This is a genomic window from Tsukamurella pseudospumae (assembly GCF_001575205.1).
Lineage (GTDB): Bacteria > Actinomycetota > Actinomycetes > Mycobacteriales > Mycobacteriaceae > Tsukamurella > Tsukamurella pseudospumae.
On the sequence record NZ_LSRE01000013.1, the window covers coordinates 31,853 to 54,433 of the forward strand.

Sequence of the window (22,581 nt, forward strand, 5' to 3'; positions counted from 1 at the left end):
CGCGGAGATCATCCTCAGGCACGCGAAAGGAGTCCGCCGGGTGGTCACGCGCCTAGCGGGTGAGGCTGGTGCCGAACACGCGTAGTTCGCGGTAGGCCACGCGGAACGTCGCGCGGGTGTGCAGATCGCCCGCCTCGCCGTCGTGGGCCACGCGGAAGGGCTCGTCGGCGTCGATCGTGACGACGGGGGCCTGCAGCTCGCGGTAGACCTGCGAGTTGCGGATCCGGCCGCTGATCCAGGACAGCAACAGCCGTGACCAGGCGTACCGGTGCCCGTCCTCGAGGTACCGCACGTCGAGCACACCGTCGTCGAGGCGGGAGCGCCGGCCGGGCACGAAACTCGGTGCGCCGTACATGGAATTGCCGAGGAAGAAGAAGGAGACGGCGGCCGGGCGGCCCTCGATCCGCACCGTCACGGGTGAGGAGTGACGCAGCACGTGGCGCATCGCACGGACGGTGGCCGTGGCGCGACCGATGCGACGCTTCTGATAGCGGGTGCGCGCCTCGACGAAGTCCGGGTACGCGCCGATGCTCGCGGTGTTGAGCAGAAGCTTCTCGTCGTTGAGCCACACCACGTCGACCTTGGCGACCCTGCCGTTGCGGATCGAATCGACGACGGCGGCAACGGTTTCCGAACCGATGTCCAGGGCGAAATGGTTGAAGGTACCCGCCGGGAAGACCGCGAGCGGCTTGCCCGTCGCGACGGCGTGCGCGGCCAGCGTGGCCACGGTGCCGTCGCCGCCCGCCACACCGAGGAATTCAGCCCGCTCCGCGGCGTCCGCGGCGACCGTCTCGATATCGGAATCCGCACTGAGCTCAACGATCTCGGCCCGGGGCAATGCCGATCGGATCTCCTCCGCCACGCGCGTGCCGGTGCCGTCGCCCGACGCCGGGTTGAGCACCACGACGAGACCCGCGCCGTCCCGGTCGGTCTCGACGCGCTCGACCGTGGGCTCCGGCGTCATCGTGCGGCTGTCGTCCACGGGCGGCACGAGCCGGGCGCCCGCGATCGCGACGCCGGCACCCACCGCGAATCCCGCCAGGACATCGCCCGGATAGTGTGCGCCGGTGGCGACCCGGGACAGGCCGACGGCGCCCGCCAGGCCCGCCAGTGCGTAACCGGCGGTGCGGTTCTCGAGCCCCACGCCGATCGCGAAGGCCGCCGCGGCCGCCGAGTGCCCGGACGGGAACGAGGTCGAGGTGGGCTGGCGCCGGGCGCGGCGGAGCGGCACACCGTCGAACACCGGGCGGCGACGGGGGTAGATCCGCTTGAGCCCCTGGTTGACGATGAGACTCGTGACCGCGAGCGAGACGATCCCGCGGACGGCGCCGCGGCGCGACGACAGGCCGCCCAAGCCGCCGAGCCCGGCCGCGATCACCAGCCACAGCTTGGAGTGATCCGCCGCCGCGGAGAGCGGGCGCATCGTGAGGTCGAGGAGGGGACTCGGCGAATCGGCGACGGCGTCGAACAGTCGGCGGTCGAGATCGCTCAGCCCCTCGTGAAGGGTGCGGAGGGGGTGCGGCGCGGGATCCGACATGACCCGAAAGTACCCCGGTCCGCTGCGGACCGGACCACGTCGGCGATCAGCGCAGGTGGATCGCCGCCGCGGCGTGGATGGCATCGGTGAGGCGCTCGACGGCGCGGGTGTGCAGCCGCCAGGACTGCCAGTACAGCTTCACGTCGACGGTGTCGTCCGTGAGGCGGAGCAGGGTGCCGCGGTCGATCGCGTCGCCGACGTCGGCCTCCGGGAGGCTGCCCCAGCCGAGCCCGGCCCGCACCGCGTGCGCGAAGGCCTCCGACGACGGGATCCGGTGCATCGGCGGCCCCTCCTCGATCCCGCGCCGGCGCAGCACCCGGGTCTGCAGCTCGTCCTTGCGCAGGTCGTACTGGACGATCGGCATCTCGCGCCAGCGCCAGCGACCGCCCGCACGCCACCGCTCCGCATACGCCGGCGTGCACACCGGGAGGTAGCGCATGGTGCCCAGGTACTCCACCGAGCAGCCCTGCACCGGCTCCGGGTCGGTGGTGATCGCGCCCAGCACCGAGCCCGCGCGCAGCAGGTCCGCGGTGTGGTGCTCGTCGTCCACGACCAGTCGCAACAGCGGACCGTCGGGCTGCGCGGCGATCGAGACGATCACGTCGCGGAACCAGGTGGCGAGGGAGTCCGCATTGACGCCCACGTCCAGCACGGTCGACGGTGCGCCGCCCGCCAACCGGCCCAGCGCGTCGGCCTCGAGCGAGGCGACGCCGCGGGCGAGGCCCAGCAGCACCTCGCCCTGGGAGGTCGGGCGGCACGGTCCCTCGCGGGTGACGACGACGTGCCCGACCTGCTGTTCGAGGGCCCGGATCCGCTGGCTGACCGCCGACTGCGTGATCCGTAGTCGCGCCGCCGCGGCACCGAAGCTCTCCTCCTCCACCACGGCGACGAGGGTCTCGAGATGATGCCCGCTCAGCATGAAGTAATTCTAATGGGTAATCTCCTTCTCGTATTGGCACTTATGTCGGGTCTGGACCTAGCGTCGTGGTCATGACCTCAGCACTCCTCGCCGGCATGGGCCTCGGCCTGTCGCTCATCGTCGCCATCGGCGCGCAGAACGCCTACGTCCTGCATGTGGGTGTGCGGGGCCGCGGACTGGCGGCGGTCGTCGCGGTGTGCATCGTCTCGGACGTCGTCCTGATCGTCGCGGGGGTCGCAGGGCTCGGGGCGGCGGTGTCCGGGCGACCGGTGCTGCTCGAGACGGTGAAGTGGGCCGGCGTCGTGGTGCTCGCCGGGTACGGCCTTCGGTCGCTGTGGTCGGCACGGACCTCGGCCGGCCTCGTCGCGGGCGGCGACGGAGCGGCGTCGGTCGCCGCGATCGTGGCCGGCGTGCTGGCACTGACCTGGCTCAATCCGCACGTCTACCTCGACACCGTGCTGCTGCTCGGGTCGGCGTCCACGCGGTACGCCGGTGACCGTTGGTGGTTCGCACTCGGCGCCTGCGTCGCCAGCGTCCTGTGGTTCTGCCTGCTCGGGTTCGGTGCCCGACGGATGGCGGGAGTGCTGGGCCGGCCGGGCGTGTGGCGCGCGATCAACCTCGGGATCGGCGTGCTCCTGCTGGTACTCGCGATGCGCCTCGCGACGATGCCGCTCGGGGGCTAGCCCTGCGGTCGATTCCTCCCGCGGAGCGAGCACTATCGACCACACCGCCCGCACCGGATCGGGCTTCGAGCCCTGCCTCGCGATGTCGCGCGGGACCACCGGCTCGCGGCCACGGGCTCACGCGGCGATGGCGTTCACGGCGGTGATGACGTCCGTCATCACCGCTTCACCGTCACCGTCGAGCTGATGCCAGCCGAAGCGGAGGACCCGCCACCCGGCGAGCACGAGGCGGTTCTGCTTGCGTGCGTCGTTCATCGCACGATCCGGGGTGCGGTGGAAGGCCCAGCCGTCGACCTCGATCGCGAGTCTTTGTGCGGGGAAGGCGAAGTCGATCGCGTACACCCCGAAGGGGAACTGCGCGCGCCACCCGGTGAGGTGATGCAGTTCGAACATCGTCTGGAACAGGCGCTCCGCCTCCGACTCGGCATCGCCGGCGATCACGGCCAACAGTCGGCGGGCCTCCGCCATGCCGTGCCGCCCGGCGTTCCGCTTCGTCGCAGCGGCGAGTCCGTCCACCGTGACGATCCCCTCCTGGAGCGAGCGATCGAGCAGCGCGCTTCCCCCGACCGCCGCCGACTCGAGCGCCGTCAGCGGGGCCGCGGTCACCGACAGCCCGCGAACCACGTCGAGATCGGCCGGCAGCAGGTCGCGGCGGTGCACCTCCAGGTCGTACGGGACTCTCGGCGCCCTCCGATGGCTGCGGGGCACTGTCAGCGAGATCGAGTCCGGCGGCGACTGCGCGATGCCGTGCCACCACGCCGCGGCCGCACCGTCGACAGCCCCGCCCGTAGCGCCCGCCGCAGCGCGCAATCGGGCCTCGTCCGTGAATGTGTGCGTGGCGGACAGGTACGCGCCGCCACCGAGTGCGATCCACAGCTTCGCCTCGACAAGCCTGCCGATCGCCGACGAGCTGAGCCCGAGGCCCAGCGCCGCAGACCGCGTGATCACACCGTCGTGGTCGGCGAGGTACTCCGCGAGCTCCCGCTGTTCGCGTCGCGCCGACGACTCGGCCGCTCGCTTCGATCCGTCCCCCATATCAATTGGACGCATGGGACCGGACCACGGTTCCGGCCCGACCACCGTGGTCGATTCTTCCCGTGCAGCGGGCAGGATCGACCACACGGCGAAGCGCGTACGTTGGAACGCATGGCAGCTGTCACGATCATCGGTGGACACGGCAAGATCGCGCTGATTCTGGCGCGCATCCTCAGCTCCCGGGGCGATGCGGTCACCTCCTGGATCCGCGACCCGGGGCAGTCGGAGGAGGTCGCCGCAACGGGAGCGACACCGCGGGTACTCGATGTCGAGAACGCCTCCCGCGAGGAGATCGCGGCCGCCCTTGCCGGGTCGGACGCGGTCGTCTTCTCCGCGGGCGCCGGCGGTGGGAATCCCGAACGGACCTACGCCGTCGACCGCGACGCCGCGATCCGCTCGATCCAGGCGGCCGAGCAAGCCGGGGTGAAGCGCTACGTCATGGTCTCCTACCTCGGGGCCGCGCCCGATCACGGCGTCCCGGAGTCCGACCCGTTCTTCCCGTACGCGGAGGCCAAGGCCGCCGCCGACGTCGCACTGCGTGCGTCCGACCTGGACTGGACGGTGCTCATGCCCGGCCGGCTCACGCTCGACGAGCCCACCGGCCGCGTCGATCCGGACGCGACGCGGTCCGCGGACAACCCCGGCACGTCACGCGCCAACGTCGCGCTGGTCGCCGCCTCCGTGCTGGACCGGCCGGACACCGTCGGAAAGGACCTGCCCTTCACCGACGGGGACACGGCCATCGAGAACGCCTGGGCCTGACCACAACGCAATTGAACACCGTTATGGAGGGTAAATCCCCAGGTCAGATTCTCCATAACGGTGTTCAATTCGGGAGGCGGGATGCAGAAGGGCCCGGCACCGTCGAGAAGACGGTGCCGGGCCCGAGTGCTGTGGAGATCAGCGCATGGCGGAGAGGATGTCCTGCACGCGGTCCTTGGCGTCACCGAAGAGCATCGCCGAGTTGTCGCGGAAGAACAGCGGGTTCTGGACGCCGGCGTAACCGGCGGCCATGGACCGCTTGAACACGATCACGTTCTCGGCCTCCCACACGGTGAGCACGGGCATGCCCGCGATGGGGCTGCTCGGGTCCTCGGACGCGGCCGGGTTGACCGTGTCGTTGGCACCGATGACCAGAACCACGTCGGTGCCCGCGAGGTCGTCGTTGATCTCGTCCATCTCGAGCACGATGTCGTACGGGACCTTCGCCTCGGCGAGGAGCACGTTCATGTGCCCGGGCAGGCGGCCGGCGACCGGGTGGATGCCGAACCGGACGTCGACGCCCTTCTTGCGCAGCTCGCTGGTGAGCTCGGCCACGCCGTACTGCGCCTGCGCCACGGCCATGCCGTAACCCGGGGTGATGACGACGGACTTGGCACCGGACAGGAGCTCGGCGACCTGCTCGGCGTTGACCTCGCGGTGCTCGCCGTAGTCCTTGTCCTCGGCCGGGCCGGCCTCGATGCCGAAGCCACCCGCGATGACGGAGATGAACGACCGGTTCATCGCCTTGCACATGATGTAGCTCAGGTACGCACCCGAGGAGCCGACGAGCGCGCCGGTGACGATCAGCAGGTCGTTGCTCAGCAGGAAGCCCGACGCGGCCGCGGCCCAGCCGGAGTAGCTGTTGAGCATCGAGATGACGACGGGCATGTCGCCGCCGCCGATCGACGCCACCAGGTGCCAGCCGAGGAACAGCGCCAGCGCGGTGATGACCCCGAGCAGGATCAGCGACGTGGTGTCGTGGTGCGTGTCGCGCGCGACGTACACCGCGGTCAGAACGACGAACAGCACCAGCGAGCCGACGTTGATGAAGTTCTTGCCGGGCAGCATGAGCGGCGCCGACTTCATCTTCCCGGAGAGCTTCCGGTTGGCGACGATCGAGCCGGTCAGGGTGACCGCACCGATGAAGATGCCGATGGCGATCTCGGCCTCGTGGATGTTGGTCAGCGACCGGATGTCACCGGGGTTCACACCCGTGGTGTCGAAACCCTCGAGGGCGCCGTTCCAACCGATGAGCACGGCGGCGAGGCCGACGAAGGAGTGGAGCAGAGCGATCAGCTCGGGCATGCCCGTCATCTCGACGATGCGCGCGCGCCAGAAGCCGATCAGGGCGCCGACGACGATGGCACCGGCCATGAGCACGACCGGCAGCCACTTCAGGTCGAGGCTGTCGAGATCGAAGACCTTCTTGAGCACCAGCGCGATGGTCGCGACGAGCGCGATGCCCATGCCGGTGATGCCGTAGGTCAGGCCGCTCTTGCTGGACTCGTGCTTGGACAGCCCGGCCAGCGAGAGGATGAACAGAAGCGACGCGACGATGTACGCCGCGGTGGCGATTGCGGTGATGGTCATGGATCACGCCCCCTTGCTGAACATGGCGAGCATGCGGCGCGTGACCGCGAATCCACCGAAGATGTTGATCGAGGCGACCAGGATCGCGATCGTCGACAGCACGAGCACCGTCGTGTTGTCGCTGGCGATCTGCAGTAGCGCACCGACCACGACCACGCCGGAGATGGCGTTCGTCACCGACATCAGCGGCGTGTGCAGCGCGTGCGCCACGTTGCCGATGACGTAGTAGCCGATGACGATCGCCAGCATGAGCACGGTGAAGTGCTGCGGCAGCGGGTTCGGCGCGAAGCTGATCAGCAGGCCGAAGAGCACGACGCCGATCAGGGTGAGCGAGACCTTCTTGGACGCCGACATCGGCTCCTTGACCGGCTTCGGCTCCACCGCGGCGGCGGGCTCCGCCTTCGGCGCGGCCGAGACCTGCACCGGCGGCGGCGGGAACAGCAGCTCACCCGCGCGGGTCACGGTGATCGACCGCTGGACGGGATCCTCGAAGTCGAGCACGAGCTGCCCGTCCTTCTCGGGCGTCACCAGCTTGAGCAGGTTGACGAGGTTCGTGCCGTACAGCTGCGAGGCCTGCGCGGGCAGGCGGCCCGCGAGGTCCGTGTAGCCGATGATGGTGACGCCGTTCGGCGTCACGATCGCCTCGTCCTTGACCGCGCCCGCGACGTTGCCGCCGTTCTGCGCTGCCATATCGACGATGACACTGCCCGGCTTCATCGAGGCGACCATCTCCTCGGTGATGATCCGCGGCGCGGGGCGCCCGGGGATCAGTGCCGTGGTGATGATGATGTCGACGTCTTTGCACTGCTCGGCGTAGAGCTGCGCCTCGCGTGCCTTGTAGTCGTCGTCCATCTCCTTGGCGTACCCGGTGGCCGAGACCTCGGCCTTCTCGTTGGCCACGGAGAGGTACTCGCCGCCCAGCGAGGCGACCTGATCGGCCACCTCGGGACGCGGGTCGGTGGCGCGGACGATCGCGCCGAGCGAGCCGGCGGCACCGATCGCGGCGAGGCCGGCGACGCCGGCGCCCACCACGAGCACCTTGGCCGGCGGGACCTTGCCCGCGGCGGTGACCTGCCCGGTGAAGAACCGGCCGAAGACGTGCGCGGCTTCGACGACGGCGCGGTAGCCGGCGATGTTCGCCATCGACGACAGGACGTCCATCGACTGCGCGCGCGAGATGCGCGGCACGGACTCCATGGCCAGCGCGGTCAGCTCACGGCGGCGAAGGTCCTCGAGCAGGTCGGGGTTCTGCGCGGGGGCCAGGAGGCCCGCGAGGGTCGCGCCGGGGCGCATACCGTCGAGCTGCGCGCCCGACGGTGCGTTGACGCCCAGCACGATGTCCGCGTTCCGCGCATCACCGATCGACGCACCCGCCTCGACATAGGCCTCGTCCGAGAACGAGGACGCCGCACCGGCGCCCGAGTCCACGACGACCTCGTAGCCGAGCTTGATCAGCTGGGCGACGGTGGCGGGGGTGGCGGCGACGCGGGTCTCGCCCGGGCGCGCCTCTTTCAAAGCTCCGATGATCATGCGCAGCACTCCCACTGCTGTCCCCCGAACGGGGACATGGTCGGTTCACCGACGTTCATTGATTCGTTCCTGTCGTCCCTACCGGGCCACGCGGACACGGGCCCAGAGCTCCGGCAGCAGGGCGAATCCACACGAAGACAGTCCCCGCCGCGGTGTGAGCGGGGACGAGGATTCGTGCGGTGCCTGGGATCGCCAGGCTAGGAGGAGAACTCCATGGCCCGCCTGATGCTCAGAACAGTGGGCTGACCATAACACACCCAAACTTACTCGAAAGTAGGGTCCTTAGCGTCGACAATCTCCTGGTCGGGGCGGGTATCTCCCGGCAGATCGACGCTCATGTAGCGGTCGATGAGTGTCGCGAATGTGCGCAATTCGTCCACCGACCAGTCTGCGGTCCGGGCGGCGATCCTGCGCCGCCACTCGCGGTCGGTGTCGGCCAGCACGCGCTCGGCGCGCTCGGTGAGGCGCAGCTGCCGCGACCTGGGATTCGCCGGATCGGCGTCGCGGCGGATGAGGCCCCGTCGTTCGAGGCCCGCGAGCTGACGACTGGCGGTGGACTTGTCGATCGACACGGCCTCCGCGAGATCGACGGCGCGGATGCCCGGCGACTCGTTCAACACGAACAGCAGGGTGAAGTCGACGTACGAGACCTCGGCGCCGACGAACCTGGCGTCGGCACGGATCCGCTTGGCCAAACCGACGATGCCCCGGACGATGAGATCCACGTCGTCGGGGGAACGCGGTGGCGCCCCGCGCGCGGCCCCGGTCATCAGTAGCCCCGGTCCCGATCGATCACGGCGAGCGGCTCCATGCCGTTCGCGACGCGGCGCACGTTCACCTCGACGCGCTCGAGCAGCGCCGGGCGCAGGTGCTGCGGCGGGTTCGCGACGTGCGGGGTGATGATCGCGTTCGGGATGGACCACAGCGGGTGGCCGTCCGGGAGCGGCTCGGGATCGGTCACGTCGAGGCCGACGCCGCCGATCGTGCCCGCTCGCAGCGCGGCGACCAGTGCGTCCGTGTCGATCAGCGATCCGCGCGCGACGTTGACGATCCAGGAGTGCGGCTGCAGCTGCGCGAGGACCTCGGCGTTCACCAGGGCACGGGTCTCGGGGGTCGACGGTGCCGCCACCACGACGTGATCGACGCTCGGCCACACCTCGTCGATCCGGTCCGCGGGGACGACCACGGCATCGTCGACGGGCCGCCCCGAGCGATTGACCGCGACGACCTTGACCCCCAGCGCGCGCAGCGCGGGGATGAGGTCGCGACCGATGCCGCCCGCGCCGACCACGGCCACCGTCGAACCGCCGAGACGGCCCGTGCGCGCGGCGGCCGACGCGGGGTCCCATGAGCCCTCCCGACGCCAGAGTCCGCGGACGCCGGCGAGGAGCAGGGCCAGGGCCTGCTCGGCTACGGTGGCGGAATACGCACCGGCCGCGGAGGTGAAGACGACCTCCGGGTGGCGCGCGAGGGCGCCGCTGCCGAGGAACCCCTCGATGCCGGCGAACGGGAGCTGCACCCAGCGCACCCCGGCGGGCAGCTGCGGGAGCGGCGACCGGGAATCGGTCCACACGAGACCCGAGGCGCGCGAGAGCGGGCCCGGCGCACCGCCGCCCGCGGTGATCGCGGCGTCGAAGTCGGAATCGGGCTTCGGCCCCACGGCGATGACGGGCGCGTCCTGTGACATGCACGAAAGCCTAGTGAGCGGGCGGTGGTCGCGTGGCTGACCGCGCCGACGCGCCGTGTTAAAACTGAGACTTGTGTTAACCCATGAGTCTCAAGTTAAGATTGAGACTATGGCCATGCCCTTCCTCGACCACGCGCAGCCCCGTCTCGCCGCGCTCCGTCGTCGCCTCGCAGCGACGACGATGGGCCGACGACTCGACGAGGTGCGGCCCACCGCGACCTGGAAGGTGGCCAGTTCGGTCGTCTACTCGGGCATCATCGCCGTCGCCGTGATGGGCGTCGCGGTCCTGCTCCTGGGCGTCAAGCCCGCGAACCCCGAGGTCGCGCCGGTCAGCGCGGTCGAGGTCGGGGACTGCGTGACGGTGTCCGGCGGGAACGCCGTGCGGACGGGCTGCGACGGTGACGGCTTCAGTTTCGCCGTCGCGGAGAAGCTCGCCGCGAAGACCGCGTGCAGTGTGCCGAGCTACGCCCGCGTCGAATCCGCGGGCGCGACGCTGTGCGTGGTCCCGCGGCTCACGCTGGGCAGCTGCTACCAGGTCAAGCCCGATACCGCCGCGACCACCGACATCCGGCCCGTCACCTGCCCGACCGCACTGGGCAGCGCACCGTCGAACGTGATCCGCGTGACGGAGCGCGCGGGCGGCGCCCCGCTGACGTGCCGGGGCTCGGCCGCGCTCAACTACGCCGCACCGCAGCGCGTGAGCTACTGCATCGCACCGGTGAACTAGGCACGACGCACAGGAGGGGCGGCCGGATCGATCCGGCCGCCCCTCCCGCGTAGGTGGGTCCGCTCAGGCGTCGAGGTCCTGAGCGACCAGGGCGGCGATCGCGTCGACCGTGCCCTGATCCGCGGATTCGACGGTGACCTCCACGCCCTGCTCGGCGCCCAGGGTCATGATCATCAGCGCCGAGCCGGCGTCCACCGGCTCGCCGCCGGCGACCGCGAGGGTGACCTCGTGGCCCGACTCGTTGACGGCATTGGCGATCACGGCGGCGGGGCGGGCGTGCAGGCCGACGGCCGATCCGACGGTGACGGTGGTGCTGGGCATGTCTCTCCTCGTGGGGTGGGGTTCTGCTCGGCGCGGCCGGTCGGCCACGAGAGCGCTCGGGTCCAGTATTACGCGGCGACGGCCGCGGGCTCAGCGGATTCGACGGCAGCGGCACCGCGACCGGCGAGGGACTTGGCGGCGACGACCGTCACCGCGCTGACGACCACGCCGACGGCGAGCGCGATGAGGAACTTCCACCACGTGCCGTTCATGGCGAACAGGACGAAGACGCCGCCGTGCGGCGCGCGCAGCTGCGCGCCGAGCGCCATCGACAGGCCACCGGTGACCGCGCCGCCGAGCATCATCGACGGGATCACCCGCAGCGGGTCCGCCGCCGCGAACGGGATGGCACCCTCGGAGATGAACGAGGCGCCGAGGAACCAGGCGGCCTTGCCGTTCTCCCGCTCGGGCTCGGTGAACAGCTTCGGGCGCAGCACCGTCGAGGCCAGCGCGAGCGCCAGCGGGGGCACCATGCCCGCCGCCATCACGGCGGCCATCATCTCCCACTGGGCCGGACCGGCATCGGCCAGGCCGATGCCCGCGACGCCGAAGGCGTAGGCCGCCTTGTTGACCGGGCCGCCGAGGTCGAAGCACATCATCAGGCCCAGCACCACGCCGAGCGCGATCTTGGAGCTGCCGCTCATGCCGTTGAGGGCACTCGTCATCTCCTCGTTCACCCAGCGCAGCGGGCCGGCGAGGATCATGTACATCAGGCCGCCCGTGATGAGGGTGGCGAACAGCGGAATGATCACCACCGGCATGAGACCGCGCGCCCACTGCGGCAGTCGCAGCTTGCCGATCCACAGCGCGACGACACCCGCGAGCAGGCCTCCGACCACGCCGCCGATGAAGCCGGCGTTGACGGTCACCGCGAGCACGCCTGCCACGAATCCCGGTGCGAGGCCGGGACGGTCGGCGATCGCGTAGGCGATGTAGCCCGCCAGCACAGCGACCATGAGGTTCATCGCGGCGCCGCCGGTCGCATTGCTGACCGCGCCGATGTACGTGAGGAGTCCGCCGTCCGGCAGATTCCAGAGCGAGTTGTGCAGGGCGATGTACTGGGCGTTCGACATCCCGCTGTCGCCGTGGTCGCTGCCGATCTCGTAGCCCGCCAGCAGGAAACCGAGCGCGATCAGCAGGCCGCCGGCGGCGACGAACGGGATCATGTAGCTGACGCCGGTGAGCAGGGCCTGCTTGAGCCGGCCGCCGATCCCGACCTGTGAGGAGGCGGACTCGGTGCTCGCGGCGGCGGCACCGTCGACCCGTGCGGCGTTCGGATCCGCTGCGGCGGTGAGCGCCTCGGCGATCATCGCGTCAGGCTCGTTGATGCCGCGCTTGACGCCGGACGCGACCACGGGCTTGCCCGCGAACCGGTCCCGGCCCTTGACGCCCACGTCGGTGGCGAAGATGACGGCGCCGGCGTTCGCGATGGTCTCCGCGGAGAGGGGTGTGGAGCCGGACGAGCCCTGGGTCTCGACCGTGAGCTCGACGCCCGCGCGCTCCGCGGCCAGCTTGAGCGCGTCGGCCGCCATGTAGGTGTGCGCGATTCCCGTGGGGCAGGCCGTGATCGCCACCAGGTCGGGCTTGCCCGACGGTGCCTTCGCCGGCTCCGGCGCGGCGGCCGCCGCTGCGGGGGCCGCCGGCGTCGCGGCGGCGGGCTTCGGCGCGATGACCTCCTCGACGAGGGCGACCACCTCGTCCGGGGTCGCGGCGGCGCGCAGCGACGCGGTGAACTCGGGGCGCACGAGCGCGCGGGCCAGTGCGCTCAGCAGCTTCATGTGTTGCGAGCCGCCGGATTCCGGCGCTGCGATGAGGAAGACCAGGTCGGCGGGACCGTCGGGGGCGCCGAAGTCGACCTTCGGATCGAGCCGCGCGAAGCCCAGGCTCGCCGCGGTGACCGCCGCGGAGCGGCAGTGCGGGATGGCGATCCCGCCGGGAAGACCGGTGGCGGACTGCGCCTCTCGAGCGAGGGCTGCCTCGACGAGGCCGTCCACGGAGGTCGACCGACCGGCGTCGGTGATGCGCCCGGCGAGGTAGCCGATCACCTCGGTCTTGTCGGCGCCGGCCGATACGTCGAGCGCGACCAGGTCGGTCGCGATGATCGATGCGGTCATGGGGTGTTCTCCGGTTCTGCAGGTGGATCGTCGGGAGGGAGTCAGAGGGCCGTGACCCGCACGTCGGCGACGGCGAGCTCCTCCGGTCGGGGCGCCTGGGTGCCCGGCAGTGCGGCGGCCGCGGCGCCGTAAGCGACCGCGAGGGACAGGCACTCGGGCGGCTGGGCGCCGCGCTCGTGCGCGATGAGGTATCCGGCCAGGGAGCTGTCGCCGGCGCCGACGGTGCTGCGCACCGTGATGCGCGGGGGCGTCGCGACCCAGGCACCGTCGGCCGTCACGAGCAGCGCACCCGCACCGCCGAGGGTGGCGAGGACGGCGGCGCCGGTGGCGCGGTGCAGTTCGCGCGCGGCGTCCAGGACGGGACCGGGATCGCCCGCGGCGGCCCGCGATTCGAACTCGGCGCCCGCGACGGGATCGCGCCCCACGAGCTCGGCGAGCTCCTCGGCGTTGGGCTTGAGCAGTGCGACGCCGCGCACCGCGGACGCGGCGAGCGCCGCCCCCGAGGTGTCGACGGCGATCCGCGGACCGTCGGGCCCCGCGCCGAGGCGCGCCATGAGACGTGCGTACCAGTCGTCGGGCAGGCCGGGCGGGAGCGAACCGCAGAGCGCGAGCCAGGAGGCACCGTCGGCCGCCGCGACGACGGCGTCCTCCAGCGCCTGCACCGTCTCCGACGCAAGGTGCGGCCCGGGGGCGTTGAGCTTGGTAGTGGTGCCGTCCGGCTCGGTGACGGTGATGTTGCTGCGGACCTCGTGGCCGACGGGCACCGGAATGGCGGGCACGTCGAGGCGGGCGAGGGCGACGAGCAGGGGGTCGCCCTGATCGGCGGGCAGGACCGCGACGGTGCCCGCACCGGCGGCGTGGACCACACGGGAGACGTTGACGCCCTTGCCCCCCGGATCGGCGGCGGCGCCCTGCGCGCGTTGCACGGCGCCGCGCCGGAGGGGTGCGCCGAGCACCACGAGCCGGTCGAGGCTGGGGTTCGCGGTGACGGTGACGATCATCGGGCGACCTCCACGTCCACACCGTGCTCGGCGAGCGCCGCGGCCAGGTCCGACGGCACCGGCGCATCGGTGACGAGGACGTCGATCGCATCGAGCGGAGCGAAGGCGACGAGGCTCTCGCGGGCGAACTTGGTCGAGTCGACGACGAGGACCACGATGTCGGCGGCACGGACCATCGCGGTCTTGACCGCCGCCTCGTCGGCGTCGGGCGTGGAGAGCCCGCGCTCGGCGCTGAGGCCGTTGGCGCCGATGATGGCGACATCCGTGCGCAGGCCCGCGATCTCGGCGACGGTGCCGGCGCCGACGGCGGCCTGGGTGAGGCCGCGGACGCGCCCGCCGAGCAGCCGGAGCTCCACCGTCTCGCGGATGGACAGCGCGGCGGCGACGGGTACCGAGTTGGTGATCGCGGTGATGTGCAGGTTCGTCGGCACCTCCCGGGCCGCGGCGATCGTGGTGGTACCCGCGTCGAACAGGACCGAGCCGCCCGCGGGGGGCAGGAAGCGTCGAGCGGCGACGCCGATGGACCGCTTCGCCTCGGAGTTGGTGCCCTCGCGCTCCCCCAGGCCCGATTCGGCGCCGGCCAGGACGCCCGCCGCGACGGCGCCCCCGTGCACGCGGCGCACGCCGCCGAGCCGCTCGAGCGCGTCCAGGTCGCGGCGCACCGTCTCCGGCGTGACGTCGAACCGCTCCGCCAGCTCGATCACCGACGCGCGGCCGCGCCCACCGACCAGCTCACTGATCGCGCGCTGTCGTTCTTCCGCGTACATCGCCCCTCCGAGTTAGTGGGATTCTGTGGTTTTCCTTTTGCTTTTTCTGTTTTTACGCCTGTTTGTGTTGACAAGTCAAGAGGATTTCGTAATCTAGGTCACATGAGTTCGCAGCAGACGACCGAACCGCACGTCCTCACCGGAACCCCCGTGGTGCCCGGAGTCGCCTACGCCCCCGTGATGCGGCCCGGCGCCCGGCCGGAGGTGCCGCCGCCCGTCGATCTGCCCGAGGACGACCGCGCCGCCGAAGCCGCGCGGTTCTCCACCGCGGCGCAGGCCGTGGCCGATCGTCTGCGCCTCCGCGCCGCACAGGCCCAGGGCGCGGCGGCCGAGGTCCTCGGCGCGAACGCGGGCCTGGCCTCCGACAAGGCGTGGATCGGCACCACCGAGAAGCTGATCCAGGCGGGCACGCCCGCCGCGAACGCCGTCGCCGCCGCGACCGAGCAGTTCGCGGACATGTTCACCAAGATCGGCGGCCTCATGGCCGAGCGCGTCACCGACCTGCGCGACGTGCGGGACCGGGTCGTCGCCGAGTTGCTCGGCGGCCCGGAGCCCGGCGTGCCGGTGCCGGACGCACCGTCGATCCTGTTGGCCGACGATCTCGCCCCCGCCGACACCGCCGGCCTCGATCCCGCACTGATCGTGGGCATCGGCACCCGGCTCGGCGGCCCCACCAGTCACACCGCGATCATCGCCCGGCAGCTGGGCATCCCGTGCATCGTCGGCCTGGCGGAGGCCGGCACCGTCGACGCCGGGACGCCCGTGCTGCTCGACGGCGGGGCGGGCACCGTCACCGTCGCCCCCGACGAGGGCGGGGCGAGGGCACTGGTGGCCGAGTCGGCCCGGCGGGCGGCGGAGGTCGCCCGGTGGCGCGGCCCCGGGCACACGTCCGACGGTGCCGCCGTCGCGATCCTCGCGAACGTCCAGGACGGGGCCACCGCACGGGGCGCCGCCGAGCGACAGGTCGAGGGCGTGGGCCTGTTCCGGACCGAGCTCGCCTTCCTGGACCGCGCCGACGAGCCCTCCGTCGAGGAGCAGGCGACGCTGTACCGCGAGGTGATCGACGCTTTCCCCGGGCAGAAGGTCGTGATCCGGACGCTGGACGCGGGCTCGGACAAGCCGCTGAAGTTCGTCGACCACGGCGAGGAGGAGAACCCGGCGCTCGGCGTGCGCGGGATCCGCATCGCCGAGGGCGATCCCGGCCTGCTCGAGCGGCAGCTGGACGCGATCGCGGCCGCCGCCGAGGGCGCCCAGGCACAGCCCTGGGTGATGGCGCCGATGATCGCCACCCCCGCCGAGGCCCGGGACTTCGCCGCGCAGTGCCGTTCCCGCGGGCTGGTCGCCGGTGTGATGGTCGAGGTACCTGCGGTGGCCCTGTGCGCCGACGCCGTGCTGGCCGAGGTCGACTTCGTGTCGATCGGCACCAACGACCTCACGCAGTACGCGATGGCGGCGGACCGGATGAGCACCGAGCTGGCCTCCCTCACCGACCCGTGGCAGCCCGCGGTGCTGCGGCTGATCGAGCTCACCGGCCGCGCCGGCACGGCAGCGGGCAAGCCCGTGGGCGTGTGCGGCGAGGCCGCGGCCGACCCGCTGCTCGCGTGCGTCCTGGTCGGCCTCGGCGTGACCTCGCTGTCCTGCGCAGCCGGCGCCGCGGCGGCCGTGGGTTCCCGGGTCGGGGGCGTGACCCTGCAGCAGTGTCGCTGGGCGGCCGAGGCGGCGGTGGCGGCGACGGACCCGCAGGCCGCGCGCGAGGCGGCGCGGGCGGCGCTGGCCTGAGCGGATCGGATCGGATCCGCGAAACCTGTCGGTGGTCACTGATACACCTGGGAGTGTTCCGGGCGCGGCCCGTGCCCGGCGGAAACGAGGAGCCGTCATGATCGACCACTTCGGGATCAACTGCGCCGACCTGGACGCCGCCAAGCGGTTCTACGACGGGGTGCTGGCCGTCCTCGGCTCGCGCCGCGTCATGGACTTCGAGGTGGCCGTGGGCTACGGCTCCGAGCAGCCGGTGTTCTGGATCTCGGGCGCCGCCGAGGGGGCGTCGAACCGGGAGGCGCACATCGCCTTCAGCGCGCCGGACACCGCCACCGTCGACGCCTTTCACGCGGCGGCGCTGGAGCTGGGCGCGGAGTCGCTGCACGCCCCGCGCCTCTGGCCCGAGTACCACCCCGGCTACTACGGCGCCTTCGTTCGCGATCCGGATGGCAACAACGTGGAGGCCGTGGTCCACGGGGCCGCCCAGTAGGCGGTCTTCAGGGGACGTTCAGGGCGTGTTCACCGCATCCGGAATACATCGGACTGCGGTCCGGTTATGGTTGATGAGTCTTGAGAGTTCAACCATCGAAGGAGCACCCCATGAGCAACGTCCTCCCCGCCGGCACCTACGTCGTCGATCCCGTCCACTCGTCCGTCGAGTTCTCCGTGCGCCACCTCATGGTGAGCAAGGTCAAGGGCCGCTTCGACGAGTTCTCCGGCACGATCACGGTCGCCGAGGACGGGTCCGCGTCGCTCAGCGCTGAGGTCGACGTGACCTCGGTGAGCACCCGCAACGAGCAGCGCGACGCCCACATCCGCACCGCCGACTTCTTCGACGCCGAGAACCACCCGAAGGCGACCTTCGTGTCCACGGGTGTCGCGACGAAGGGCTCGGACTACGTCCTGTCCGGCGAGCTGACGCTGCGCGGCGTCACCAAGCCCGTGCAGTTCGACCTCGAGTTCCTCGGCACCAACCCCGGCATGGGTCAGGGCGAGGTGGCCGCGTTCGAGGCGAAGACCGTGATCACCCGCCAGGACTTCGGCATCACCATCGACATGCCGCTGGAGACCGGCGGCAAGGTCATCGGCGACAAGATCACCCTGACACTCGACATCGAGGCCCTGCGCCAGGCCTGATCCTGGAGCCCTTGCCCTCCTCCGTCATCTCGTACATACTTTGTACGTACGAGACGACGAAGGAGAGGGCAGTGGCACTCGAAGCCAAAGACCGGCGGATCAATCTGCGCACCACGAGTCGTCAGGAACAACTGCTGCGGCGTGCCGCAGAGGCGTCAGGCGAGTCGCTCACGGAGTTCGTGCTGGAAACGGCGGTCTCGGAGGCCGAGCGCGTGCTGGCCGATCGTCGATGGTTCGCCGCGTCGGAGGCGCAGTTCGTCGAGTTCACCCGTCTGCTCGATGCGCCGCTTCCCACCGCGAAACTGGCCGCCCTGTTCGCTCGCGAATCGGTCTTCGACCGCCCGTTCCACCTGGCCGACTGATGTCCGGCGTACTTCGTGCGCCACGACGACTCACGAAGTCCGACGACCGGTCGTCGTTCACGAGCGGCGCCGAGGAACTCGACGACTGGTTCCGGCGGTTCGCCTGGCAGAACCAACAGGCCAAGAACTCCGTGGTCTACGTCGCTGCCGTCGATGACATCGTGGTCGGGTACTACGCGATCTGCGCGGCTGCCATCGGGCACGACGATGCGCCGGAGGGTTTCACCCGTCGACGGCCGAACCCCATCCCCGTCGTACTCCTGGCACGCCTGGCCGTCGACAGGCGGGCACAGGGGCGTGGTGTCGGCGCCGGCATGGTCCGGGACGCCGTCGCACGAGCACTGTCCGTGAGCACCGGCCTCGGGGCGGCCGCGCTGATCATCCATTGCAGGGACGATGCCGCGCGCGAGTTCGATCTCCGCCACATCGATCTGCTCGAATCGCCGATCGATCCCTTGCACCTGATCCTGCCCCTCCGGGCGGCGGCCGCCGCGCTGGAGGGGCCGGAGGGTCAGTAGTGGAAGGTGTCCGACGGTGCCGGGGCGTGCTCGCCCTCGATCCCGTCCGAGACCACGATGCCGTAGGCGCGGGCGAGGTCGAGGATCTTCGTGGCCCGCGCGATGCGCGGCAGATCGGAGCCGTTGCGGATCTCGCCGCCATCGCGGTCGAACTCCGCGAAGAACTCCCGCGACCAGCGGATGTCCTCGGGCGAGGGGCTCAGCCCCTCGTTCACCGGGTGGCACTGATCCGGCGTGAGGCAGATCTTGCCGGTCATGCCGAACTCGGCCGAGACAGCGGTGGCCTCGCTGAGCAACAACCCCTTCGAACCCACCGTCGGGCCGTCGATGGCGCCGGGCAGGTGCGCCGCCTTCGCGGCGATGGTGAACCGAGACCGGGCGTACGCCAGGGTCATCGGGTCGCCGCCGAAGCCGGTGTCCCGGCGGAAGTCGCCGATGCCGAAGGCGAGCCGGAAGGTCCCCTTGGCGGACGCGATCTCGCCGATCCGCTCCAGCCCCCGGGCCGTCTCGACCAGCGCGACGATGAGCGTGTCCGGCAGCCGCTTCGCGGTCTCGGTCACGTGGTCCATCGACTCGACCATCGCGAGCATCACGCCACCCAGGTGCTTCGCACCGCGCAGCGCCTCCAAGTCGTCGGCCCACCACTGCGTGCCGAAGCCGTTCACGCGCACCCAGGCGCCCGGGGGCACACCGTCGTTCTCACGCCCCAGCCAGTCGACCACGTTCGCCCGGGCGACGGCCTTGTCCTTGGGCGCCACCGCATCCTCGATGTCCAACACCACGATGTCGGCACGCGAGCGGGCGGCATCGTCGAACCGCTCGGGCTGCGCCGCGTTCACCAGGAGCCAGCTCCGGGCGAGCACGGGGTCGATCCGGAAGCCGATGGGCTCGTCGGCGTCGGTGGTGGTGGTGGAGCGCGGCGTCATCGTCGGTGGCCTCAGGTTTCTGCTGTGGGTTCGATGAAGAGGGTACCGATACGCGGGAAGGCCCCGGGCGAGTGCCCGGGGCCTTCCTTGCGATCGCTGTGTCAGCGCGGGGTCAGTTGAACCAACCGGTGCGCTGCATCTGCCACACCTGGTCGCTCCAGTAGCCCCACGTGTGGGTGCCCACCGACGAGAAGTCGTAGTGAGCGGGCACGCCGGCCTTGTCGGCGGCGGCCTTGAAGGCCTCCGACTGCGACTTGGCCAGGATCTCCAGCGGCACGCCCTGAACGATGTCGGCGGGCGACGGGTTCGGGGTGTACTTGCCGGGCTCACCGGTCGAGGCGGTGATCCACAGCTTGATGCCCTTGAGGCGCGCGGCCTGCACGGTCGGGTCGTTCTTCGCCCAGTTGGCGTCGAACGGGCCGCCCCACATGTCGAGCACGTTGTAGCCGCCCGCGTCCAGCATCGCGACACCCACGGCGACGGGCATGCCCGGGGCCGAGGTGTTCAGGAAGCCCGACAGAGCCGCGGCGCGCTTGTACACGCCGGGGTTGTTGGCAGCGTTGATGAGGGCGGCGCCGCCACCCATCGAGATGCCGACGAGCGACAGGTTGCTCGAGAAGCCGCGCGACTTGATGTACGCCGGCAGGCTCGTGGCGAGGAAGTTGCCCCAGGTGGGCTTGTAGGTGCCGTTGCCCTGCTTCGACGAGTTCGCCCAGTTCGTGTAGAAGCTGGCCGTGCCGCCGACGGGCATGACGACGTTGATGCCCTTCTCCGACAGGAAGGCGACGTTGGAGTCGCGCTCCCAGCCCGAGACGTCCTGCGTCGCGCGCAGGCCGTCGAGCAGGACGACGGTCGGGGCCTTGGCCGGGTCGGTCGTGGTGGAAGCCCACGAACGCACCGTGACGGCCGGCATGCCGGCACCGTCGACCTTCTCGGACTTGAATCCCTTGGGCGGGTTCTTGGCGCTACCCGGACCCCAGGCACCGGCGACGCCGGCACCCATGCCGGCGAGGGCGGGCACCATGGCCGCGGTGAGAACCGCTGCACCCGCTCGCTTACCCCAGGCTGCTCGCATTGCTGACCTCTCCTTTTTCACGCGTTGCCGCGCATTTGCTGGTGGACCGGACAGCCTGTCGTCTCCGACCAAGCCTAGTCACAGCCGTCACTCTAACATCGTTCGTCACACATGTCACATGTTTCACATTCGTCACATGGGCGACACTCTCCCTGGATCTCATCGAAATCACAGGGTAAGTCGTTACAGACGCTCCCGTATTCCTCAGGAAAGTCATCTACATCACAATACGACAGACGACCCCATTCGTCCGAACGAGGCCGTCTGTCGTGTGATCTGTTCGTGCGTTCGCGAAGTCTACTTCGAGAACCAACCGGTGCGCTGCATCTGCCACACCTGGTCCTGCCAGTAGCCCCACGTATGGGTGCCGGCCGGCGGGAAGTCGTAGTGCACCTTGTTCAGGCCGGCGCGCTGCGCGGCACCCTGGAAGGCGCGCGACTGCGACAGCGCGAGCCACTCGAGCGGCACGCCCTGGATGACATCGGCGGGGCCCGGGTTCGGGGTGTACTTGCCGAAGACGCCGTTGCCGGCCGAGATCCACAGCGGGACGTTCTTCAGGCGGTTCACCTGAACGGTCGGGTCGTTCTTGGCCCAGCGCGAGTCGAACGGGCCGCCCCACATGTCGAGGCCGGCGTTGTAGCCGCCCGAATCGAGGGAGGCGATGCCGACGGCGATCGGGATGCCCGGCGCCGAGATGTTGTTCAGGCCCGACAGCGATGCGGCGCGCTTGTAGTAGCCGTTCGAATCGAGGGTGTTGATGATCGCGGCGCTACCGGACATCGAGAGGCCGACCAGCGAGACGTTGTCGCTGAAGCCGAGGCTCTTGATGTACTGCGGCAGGCTGGTCTTCAGGAACGAGGCCCAGGTGTAGCGGTAGGGCTGACGGTTCGTCGACGACGGCGCCTGCCAGTCGGTGAACCAGCTCGAGGTGCCGCCGACCGGCATCACGACGTTGATGCCCTTCTGCGACAGGAAGGCCACGTTGGCGTCGCGCTCCCAGCCTGAGACGTCCCAGGTGGCGCGCAGGCCGTCGAGGAAGACCACGGTGGGGGCGGTCTTCGGGTTGGTCGTCGTGGACGCCCAGGTGCGGACCTTCACGTTCGGCATGCCGGCGCCGTTGACGAAGGCCTGCTTGAAGCCCTTCGGCGGGTTCTTGGCGCTACCCGGACCCCACGCGTTCGCGGCGCCCGTGCCGGCGATCGTGAGGGCCGGAATGGCAGCCACGGTGACGGCGGCGGCGACAGCCTTCTTGGCCAAGCCGTTACGCATACGCATTCGTAACTCTCTTCCTTGTTCGGTCGCCCGGTGGGCGCGTCCTACCGCCTGCGCGGCCCCGGGGAACCGGGACCGTCCGGTACCACAGGTGACCCCCATGGCACGGCAGGACAAGCGGAGCAGTGCTCATCAGGCACTGTATGCGAGATATCAGTTCCTGACAAACTCTTAGTCGGGGGCGCGTCGAAGTCCGTTACTCCCGAACGCAAAGATCGTCCATACCGAGTGGTCAGCGCTGGACAACCGGTACTTTTCCGCCTCGGACCACGCCGCATTCAACCCGTCACACTCTCAGCTTCCGCCCAGAATCAGGGCCGACGGAAGGTGTCGGCGCACCGTCGGACCCCGTACCGTCGGGGCGTGTCGTTCTCCCTTCCCGAACTCTCCGAGTCCCCCGCCGAGCGCTACGCCCAGCTCGCCGAACACGCCCGGGCCCTGATCGACGGTGAGCCCGACCGGGTCGCCAACGCCGCGAACCTGTCGGCTCTCGTGAAGGCGACGGTGCCCGACCTCAACTGGGTGGGCTTCTACTTCTTCGACGGTGCCGAGCTCGTCGTGGGCCCCTTCCAGGGGCTGCCCGCGTGCATCCGCATCCCGCTCGACCGCGGCGTGTGCGGGGCCGCGGCGCGCACGCGGGAGACGCAGCGGGTCGCCGACGTGCACGCGGTCGCGGACCACATCGCCTGCGACGGAGCCACTCGTTCCGAGCTCGTCGTGCCCCTCGAGCGCGACGGCGAGCTGATCGGGGTCTTCGATCTGGACAGCGAGAGGCCCGCGCGGTTCAGCGACGAGGATCAGCGCGGCCTCGAGGCCGTCGCCGCGGTGTTCGTCGCCTCGCTCGCTTGATGCAGGCGGAC

23 protein-coding genes are annotated in these 22,581 nt (G+C 70.7%); 9 read left to right on the forward strand and 14 right to left on the reverse strand.

The window, feature by feature from the left end; translation table 11 throughout:
- Positions 1-52 precede the first annotated feature (52 nt).
- Together AXK61_RS11075 and AXK61_RS11080 are read right to left on the reverse strand one after the other, a co-directional pair.
- The gene (locus AXK61_RS11075; RefSeq protein WP_068745338.1) at positions 53-1,537 is read right to left on the reverse strand and encodes a bifunctional phosphatase PAP2/diacylglycerol kinase family protein; all 1,485 of its coding nucleotides are present in this window, start codon (positions 1,535-1,537) and stop codon (positions 53-55) included.
- A 46-nt stretch (positions 1,538-1,583) separates the two neighbouring features.
- Positions 1,584-2,456 (reverse strand): LysR family transcriptional regulator ArgP, encoded by an 873-nt coding sequence (locus AXK61_RS11080; RefSeq protein ID WP_068573649.1) that lies wholly within the window; start codon positions 2,454-2,456, stop codon positions 1,584-1,586.
- A gap of 71 nt (positions 2,457-2,527) precedes the next feature.
- Here AXK61_RS11080 and AXK61_RS11085 point away from each other — a divergent pair, with 71 nt between their 5' ends.
- Positions 2,528-3,139 carry a LysE/ArgO family amino acid transporter gene (locus AXK61_RS11085; RefSeq protein WP_068575243.1) on the forward strand — a complete coding sequence of 204 codons (612 nt, stop codon included), beginning with the start codon at positions 2,528-2,530 and terminating at the stop codon, positions 3,137-3,139.
- A 117-nt stretch (positions 3,140-3,256) separates the two neighbouring features.
- Here AXK61_RS11085 and AXK61_RS11090 read toward each other — a convergent pair whose 3' ends face one another.
- The gene (locus tag AXK61_RS11090; RefSeq protein ID WP_068745340.1) at positions 3,257-4,174 is read right to left on the reverse strand and encodes a type IV toxin-antitoxin system AbiEi family antitoxin domain-containing protein; all 918 of its coding nucleotides are present in this window, start codon (positions 4,172-4,174) and stop codon (positions 3,257-3,259) included.
- Positions 4,175-4,285: 111 nt separating this feature from the next.
- Between AXK61_RS11090 and AXK61_RS11095 the strand changes: the two genes are divergently transcribed.
- On the forward strand, positions 4,286-4,936 hold the full coding sequence (locus tag AXK61_RS11095) for an SDR family oxidoreductase (RefSeq protein WP_068573647.1): 651 nt from the start codon (positions 4,286-4,288) through the stop codon (positions 4,934-4,936).
- Positions 4,937-5,074: 138 nt separating this feature from the next.
- On the opposite strand, the gene pntB is transcribed toward AXK61_RS11095, so the two are convergent.
- The 4 genes from pntB to AXK61_RS11115 all read right to left on the reverse strand — a co-directional run bounded on the left by pntB (position 5,075) and on the right by AXK61_RS11115 (position 9,743).
- A complete protein-coding gene (gene pntB, locus AXK61_RS11100) occupies positions 5,075-6,526 on the reverse strand; it encodes a Re/Si-specific NAD(P)(+) transhydrogenase subunit beta (RefSeq protein WP_068573646.1) in 1,452 nt (483 codons plus the stop codon).
- A 3-nt stretch (positions 6,527-6,529) separates the two neighbouring features.
- Positions 6,530-8,056: a Re/Si-specific NAD(P)(+) transhydrogenase subunit alpha gene (locus AXK61_RS11105; RefSeq protein ID WP_068575242.1), complete on the reverse strand. Its 1,527-nt coding sequence runs from the start codon at positions 8,054-8,056 to the stop codon at positions 6,530-6,532.
- 263 nt (positions 8,057-8,319) lie between these two features.
- Entirely contained in the window at positions 8,320-8,826 is a 507-nt protein-coding gene (locus AXK61_RS11110) for a MarR family winged helix-turn-helix transcriptional regulator (RefSeq protein WP_068573645.1), read from the reverse strand.
- The gene (locus tag AXK61_RS11115; protein WP_068745342.1) at positions 8,826-9,743 is read right to left on the reverse strand and encodes a D-isomer specific 2-hydroxyacid dehydrogenase family protein; all 918 of its coding nucleotides are present in this window, start codon (positions 9,741-9,743) and stop codon (positions 8,826-8,828) included. The genes AXK61_RS11110 and AXK61_RS11115 overlap by 1 nt, the downstream gene beginning before the upstream one ends.
- A gap of 109 nt (positions 9,744-9,852) precedes the next feature.
- Between AXK61_RS11115 and AXK61_RS11120 the strand changes: the two genes are divergently transcribed.
- On the forward strand, positions 9,853-10,470 hold the full coding sequence (locus AXK61_RS11120) for a hypothetical protein (RefSeq protein WP_068573643.1): 618 nt from the start codon (positions 9,853-9,855) through the stop codon (positions 10,468-10,470).
- 63 nt (positions 10,471-10,533) lie between these two features.
- Here the strand turns inward: AXK61_RS11120 and AXK61_RS11125 are convergent, their stop codons facing one another.
- The 4 genes from AXK61_RS11125 to AXK61_RS11140 all read right to left on the reverse strand — a co-directional run bounded on the left by AXK61_RS11125 (position 10,534) and on the right by AXK61_RS11140 (position 14,673).
- Entirely contained in the window at positions 10,534-10,791 is a 258-nt protein-coding gene (locus AXK61_RS11125; protein ID WP_068573642.1) for an HPr family phosphocarrier protein, read from the reverse strand.
- A gap of 68 nt (positions 10,792-10,859) precedes the next feature.
- Positions 10,860-12,905, reverse strand: a complete 2,046-nt coding sequence (locus tag AXK61_RS11130; protein WP_068573641.1) for a PTS fructose transporter subunit IIABC — start codon at positions 12,903-12,905, stop codon at positions 10,860-10,862.
- Positions 12,906-12,946: 41 nt separating this feature from the next.
- Positions 12,947-13,906, reverse strand: a complete 960-nt coding sequence (locus AXK61_RS11135) for a 1-phosphofructokinase family hexose kinase (protein WP_068573640.1) — start codon at positions 13,904-13,906, stop codon at positions 12,947-12,949.
- A complete protein-coding gene (locus tag AXK61_RS11140; RefSeq protein WP_068573639.1) occupies positions 13,903-14,673 on the reverse strand; it encodes a DeoR/GlpR family DNA-binding transcription regulator in 771 nt (256 codons plus the stop codon). The genes AXK61_RS11135 and AXK61_RS11140 overlap by 4 nt, the downstream gene beginning before the upstream one ends.
- A gap of 102 nt (positions 14,674-14,775) precedes the next feature.
- On the opposite strand from AXK61_RS11140, the gene AXK61_RS11145 reads away from it, so the two are divergent.
- The 5 genes from AXK61_RS11145 (at position 14,776) to AXK61_RS11165 (ending at position 18,448) form a co-directional block, all read left to right on the forward strand.
- A complete protein-coding gene (locus AXK61_RS11145; protein ID WP_068745344.1) occupies positions 14,776-16,452 on the forward strand; it encodes a phosphoenolpyruvate--protein phosphotransferase in 1,677 nt (558 codons plus the stop codon).
- 97 nt (positions 16,453-16,549) lie between these two features.
- A complete protein-coding gene (locus tag AXK61_RS11150; protein WP_068745346.1) occupies positions 16,550-16,921 on the forward strand; it encodes a VOC family protein in 372 nt (123 codons plus the stop codon).
- A gap of 110 nt (positions 16,922-17,031) precedes the next feature.
- Positions 17,032-17,568 carry a YceI family protein gene (locus AXK61_RS11155; RefSeq protein ID WP_068573636.1) on the forward strand — a complete coding sequence of 179 codons (537 nt, stop codon included), beginning with the start codon at positions 17,032-17,034 and terminating at the stop codon, positions 17,566-17,568.
- Positions 17,569-17,639: 71 nt separating this feature from the next.
- Entirely contained in the window at positions 17,640-17,930 is a 291-nt protein-coding gene (locus AXK61_RS11160; protein ID WP_068573635.1) for a type II toxin-antitoxin system TacA family antitoxin, read from the forward strand.
- The gene (locus AXK61_RS11165; RefSeq protein WP_068573634.1) at positions 17,930-18,448 is read left to right on the forward strand and encodes a GNAT family N-acetyltransferase; all 519 of its coding nucleotides are present in this window, start codon (positions 17,930-17,932) and stop codon (positions 18,446-18,448) included. The genes AXK61_RS11160 and AXK61_RS11165 overlap by 1 nt, the downstream gene beginning before the upstream one ends.
- Here AXK61_RS11165 and AXK61_RS11170 read toward each other — a convergent pair.
- The 3 genes from AXK61_RS11170 to AXK61_RS11180 form a co-directional block, all read right to left on the reverse strand.
- Positions 18,442-19,374 carry an HpcH/HpaI aldolase/citrate lyase family protein gene (locus AXK61_RS11170; protein ID WP_068573633.1) on the reverse strand — a complete coding sequence of 311 codons (933 nt, stop codon included), beginning with the start codon at positions 19,372-19,374 and terminating at the stop codon, positions 18,442-18,444. The genes AXK61_RS11165 and AXK61_RS11170 overlap by 7 nt on opposite strands.
- A 112-nt stretch (positions 19,375-19,486) precedes the next feature.
- Positions 19,487-20,449, reverse strand: a complete 963-nt coding sequence (locus AXK61_RS11175; RefSeq protein WP_068745348.1) for an alpha/beta hydrolase — start codon at positions 20,447-20,449, stop codon at positions 19,487-19,489.
- A 297-nt stretch (positions 20,450-20,746) separates the two neighbouring features.
- Positions 20,747-21,718, reverse strand: a complete 972-nt coding sequence (locus tag AXK61_RS11180) for an alpha/beta hydrolase (protein WP_068573631.1) — start codon at positions 21,716-21,718, stop codon at positions 20,747-20,749.
- Between the two features lie 366 nt (positions 21,719-22,084).
- On the opposite strand from AXK61_RS11180, the gene AXK61_RS11185 reads away from it, so the two are divergent.
- Positions 22,085-22,570 (forward strand): GAF domain-containing protein, encoded by a 486-nt coding sequence (locus tag AXK61_RS11185; RefSeq protein WP_068745352.1) that lies wholly within the window; start codon positions 22,085-22,087, stop codon positions 22,568-22,570.
- The last annotated feature ends 11 nt before the right edge of the window (positions 22,571-22,581 follow it).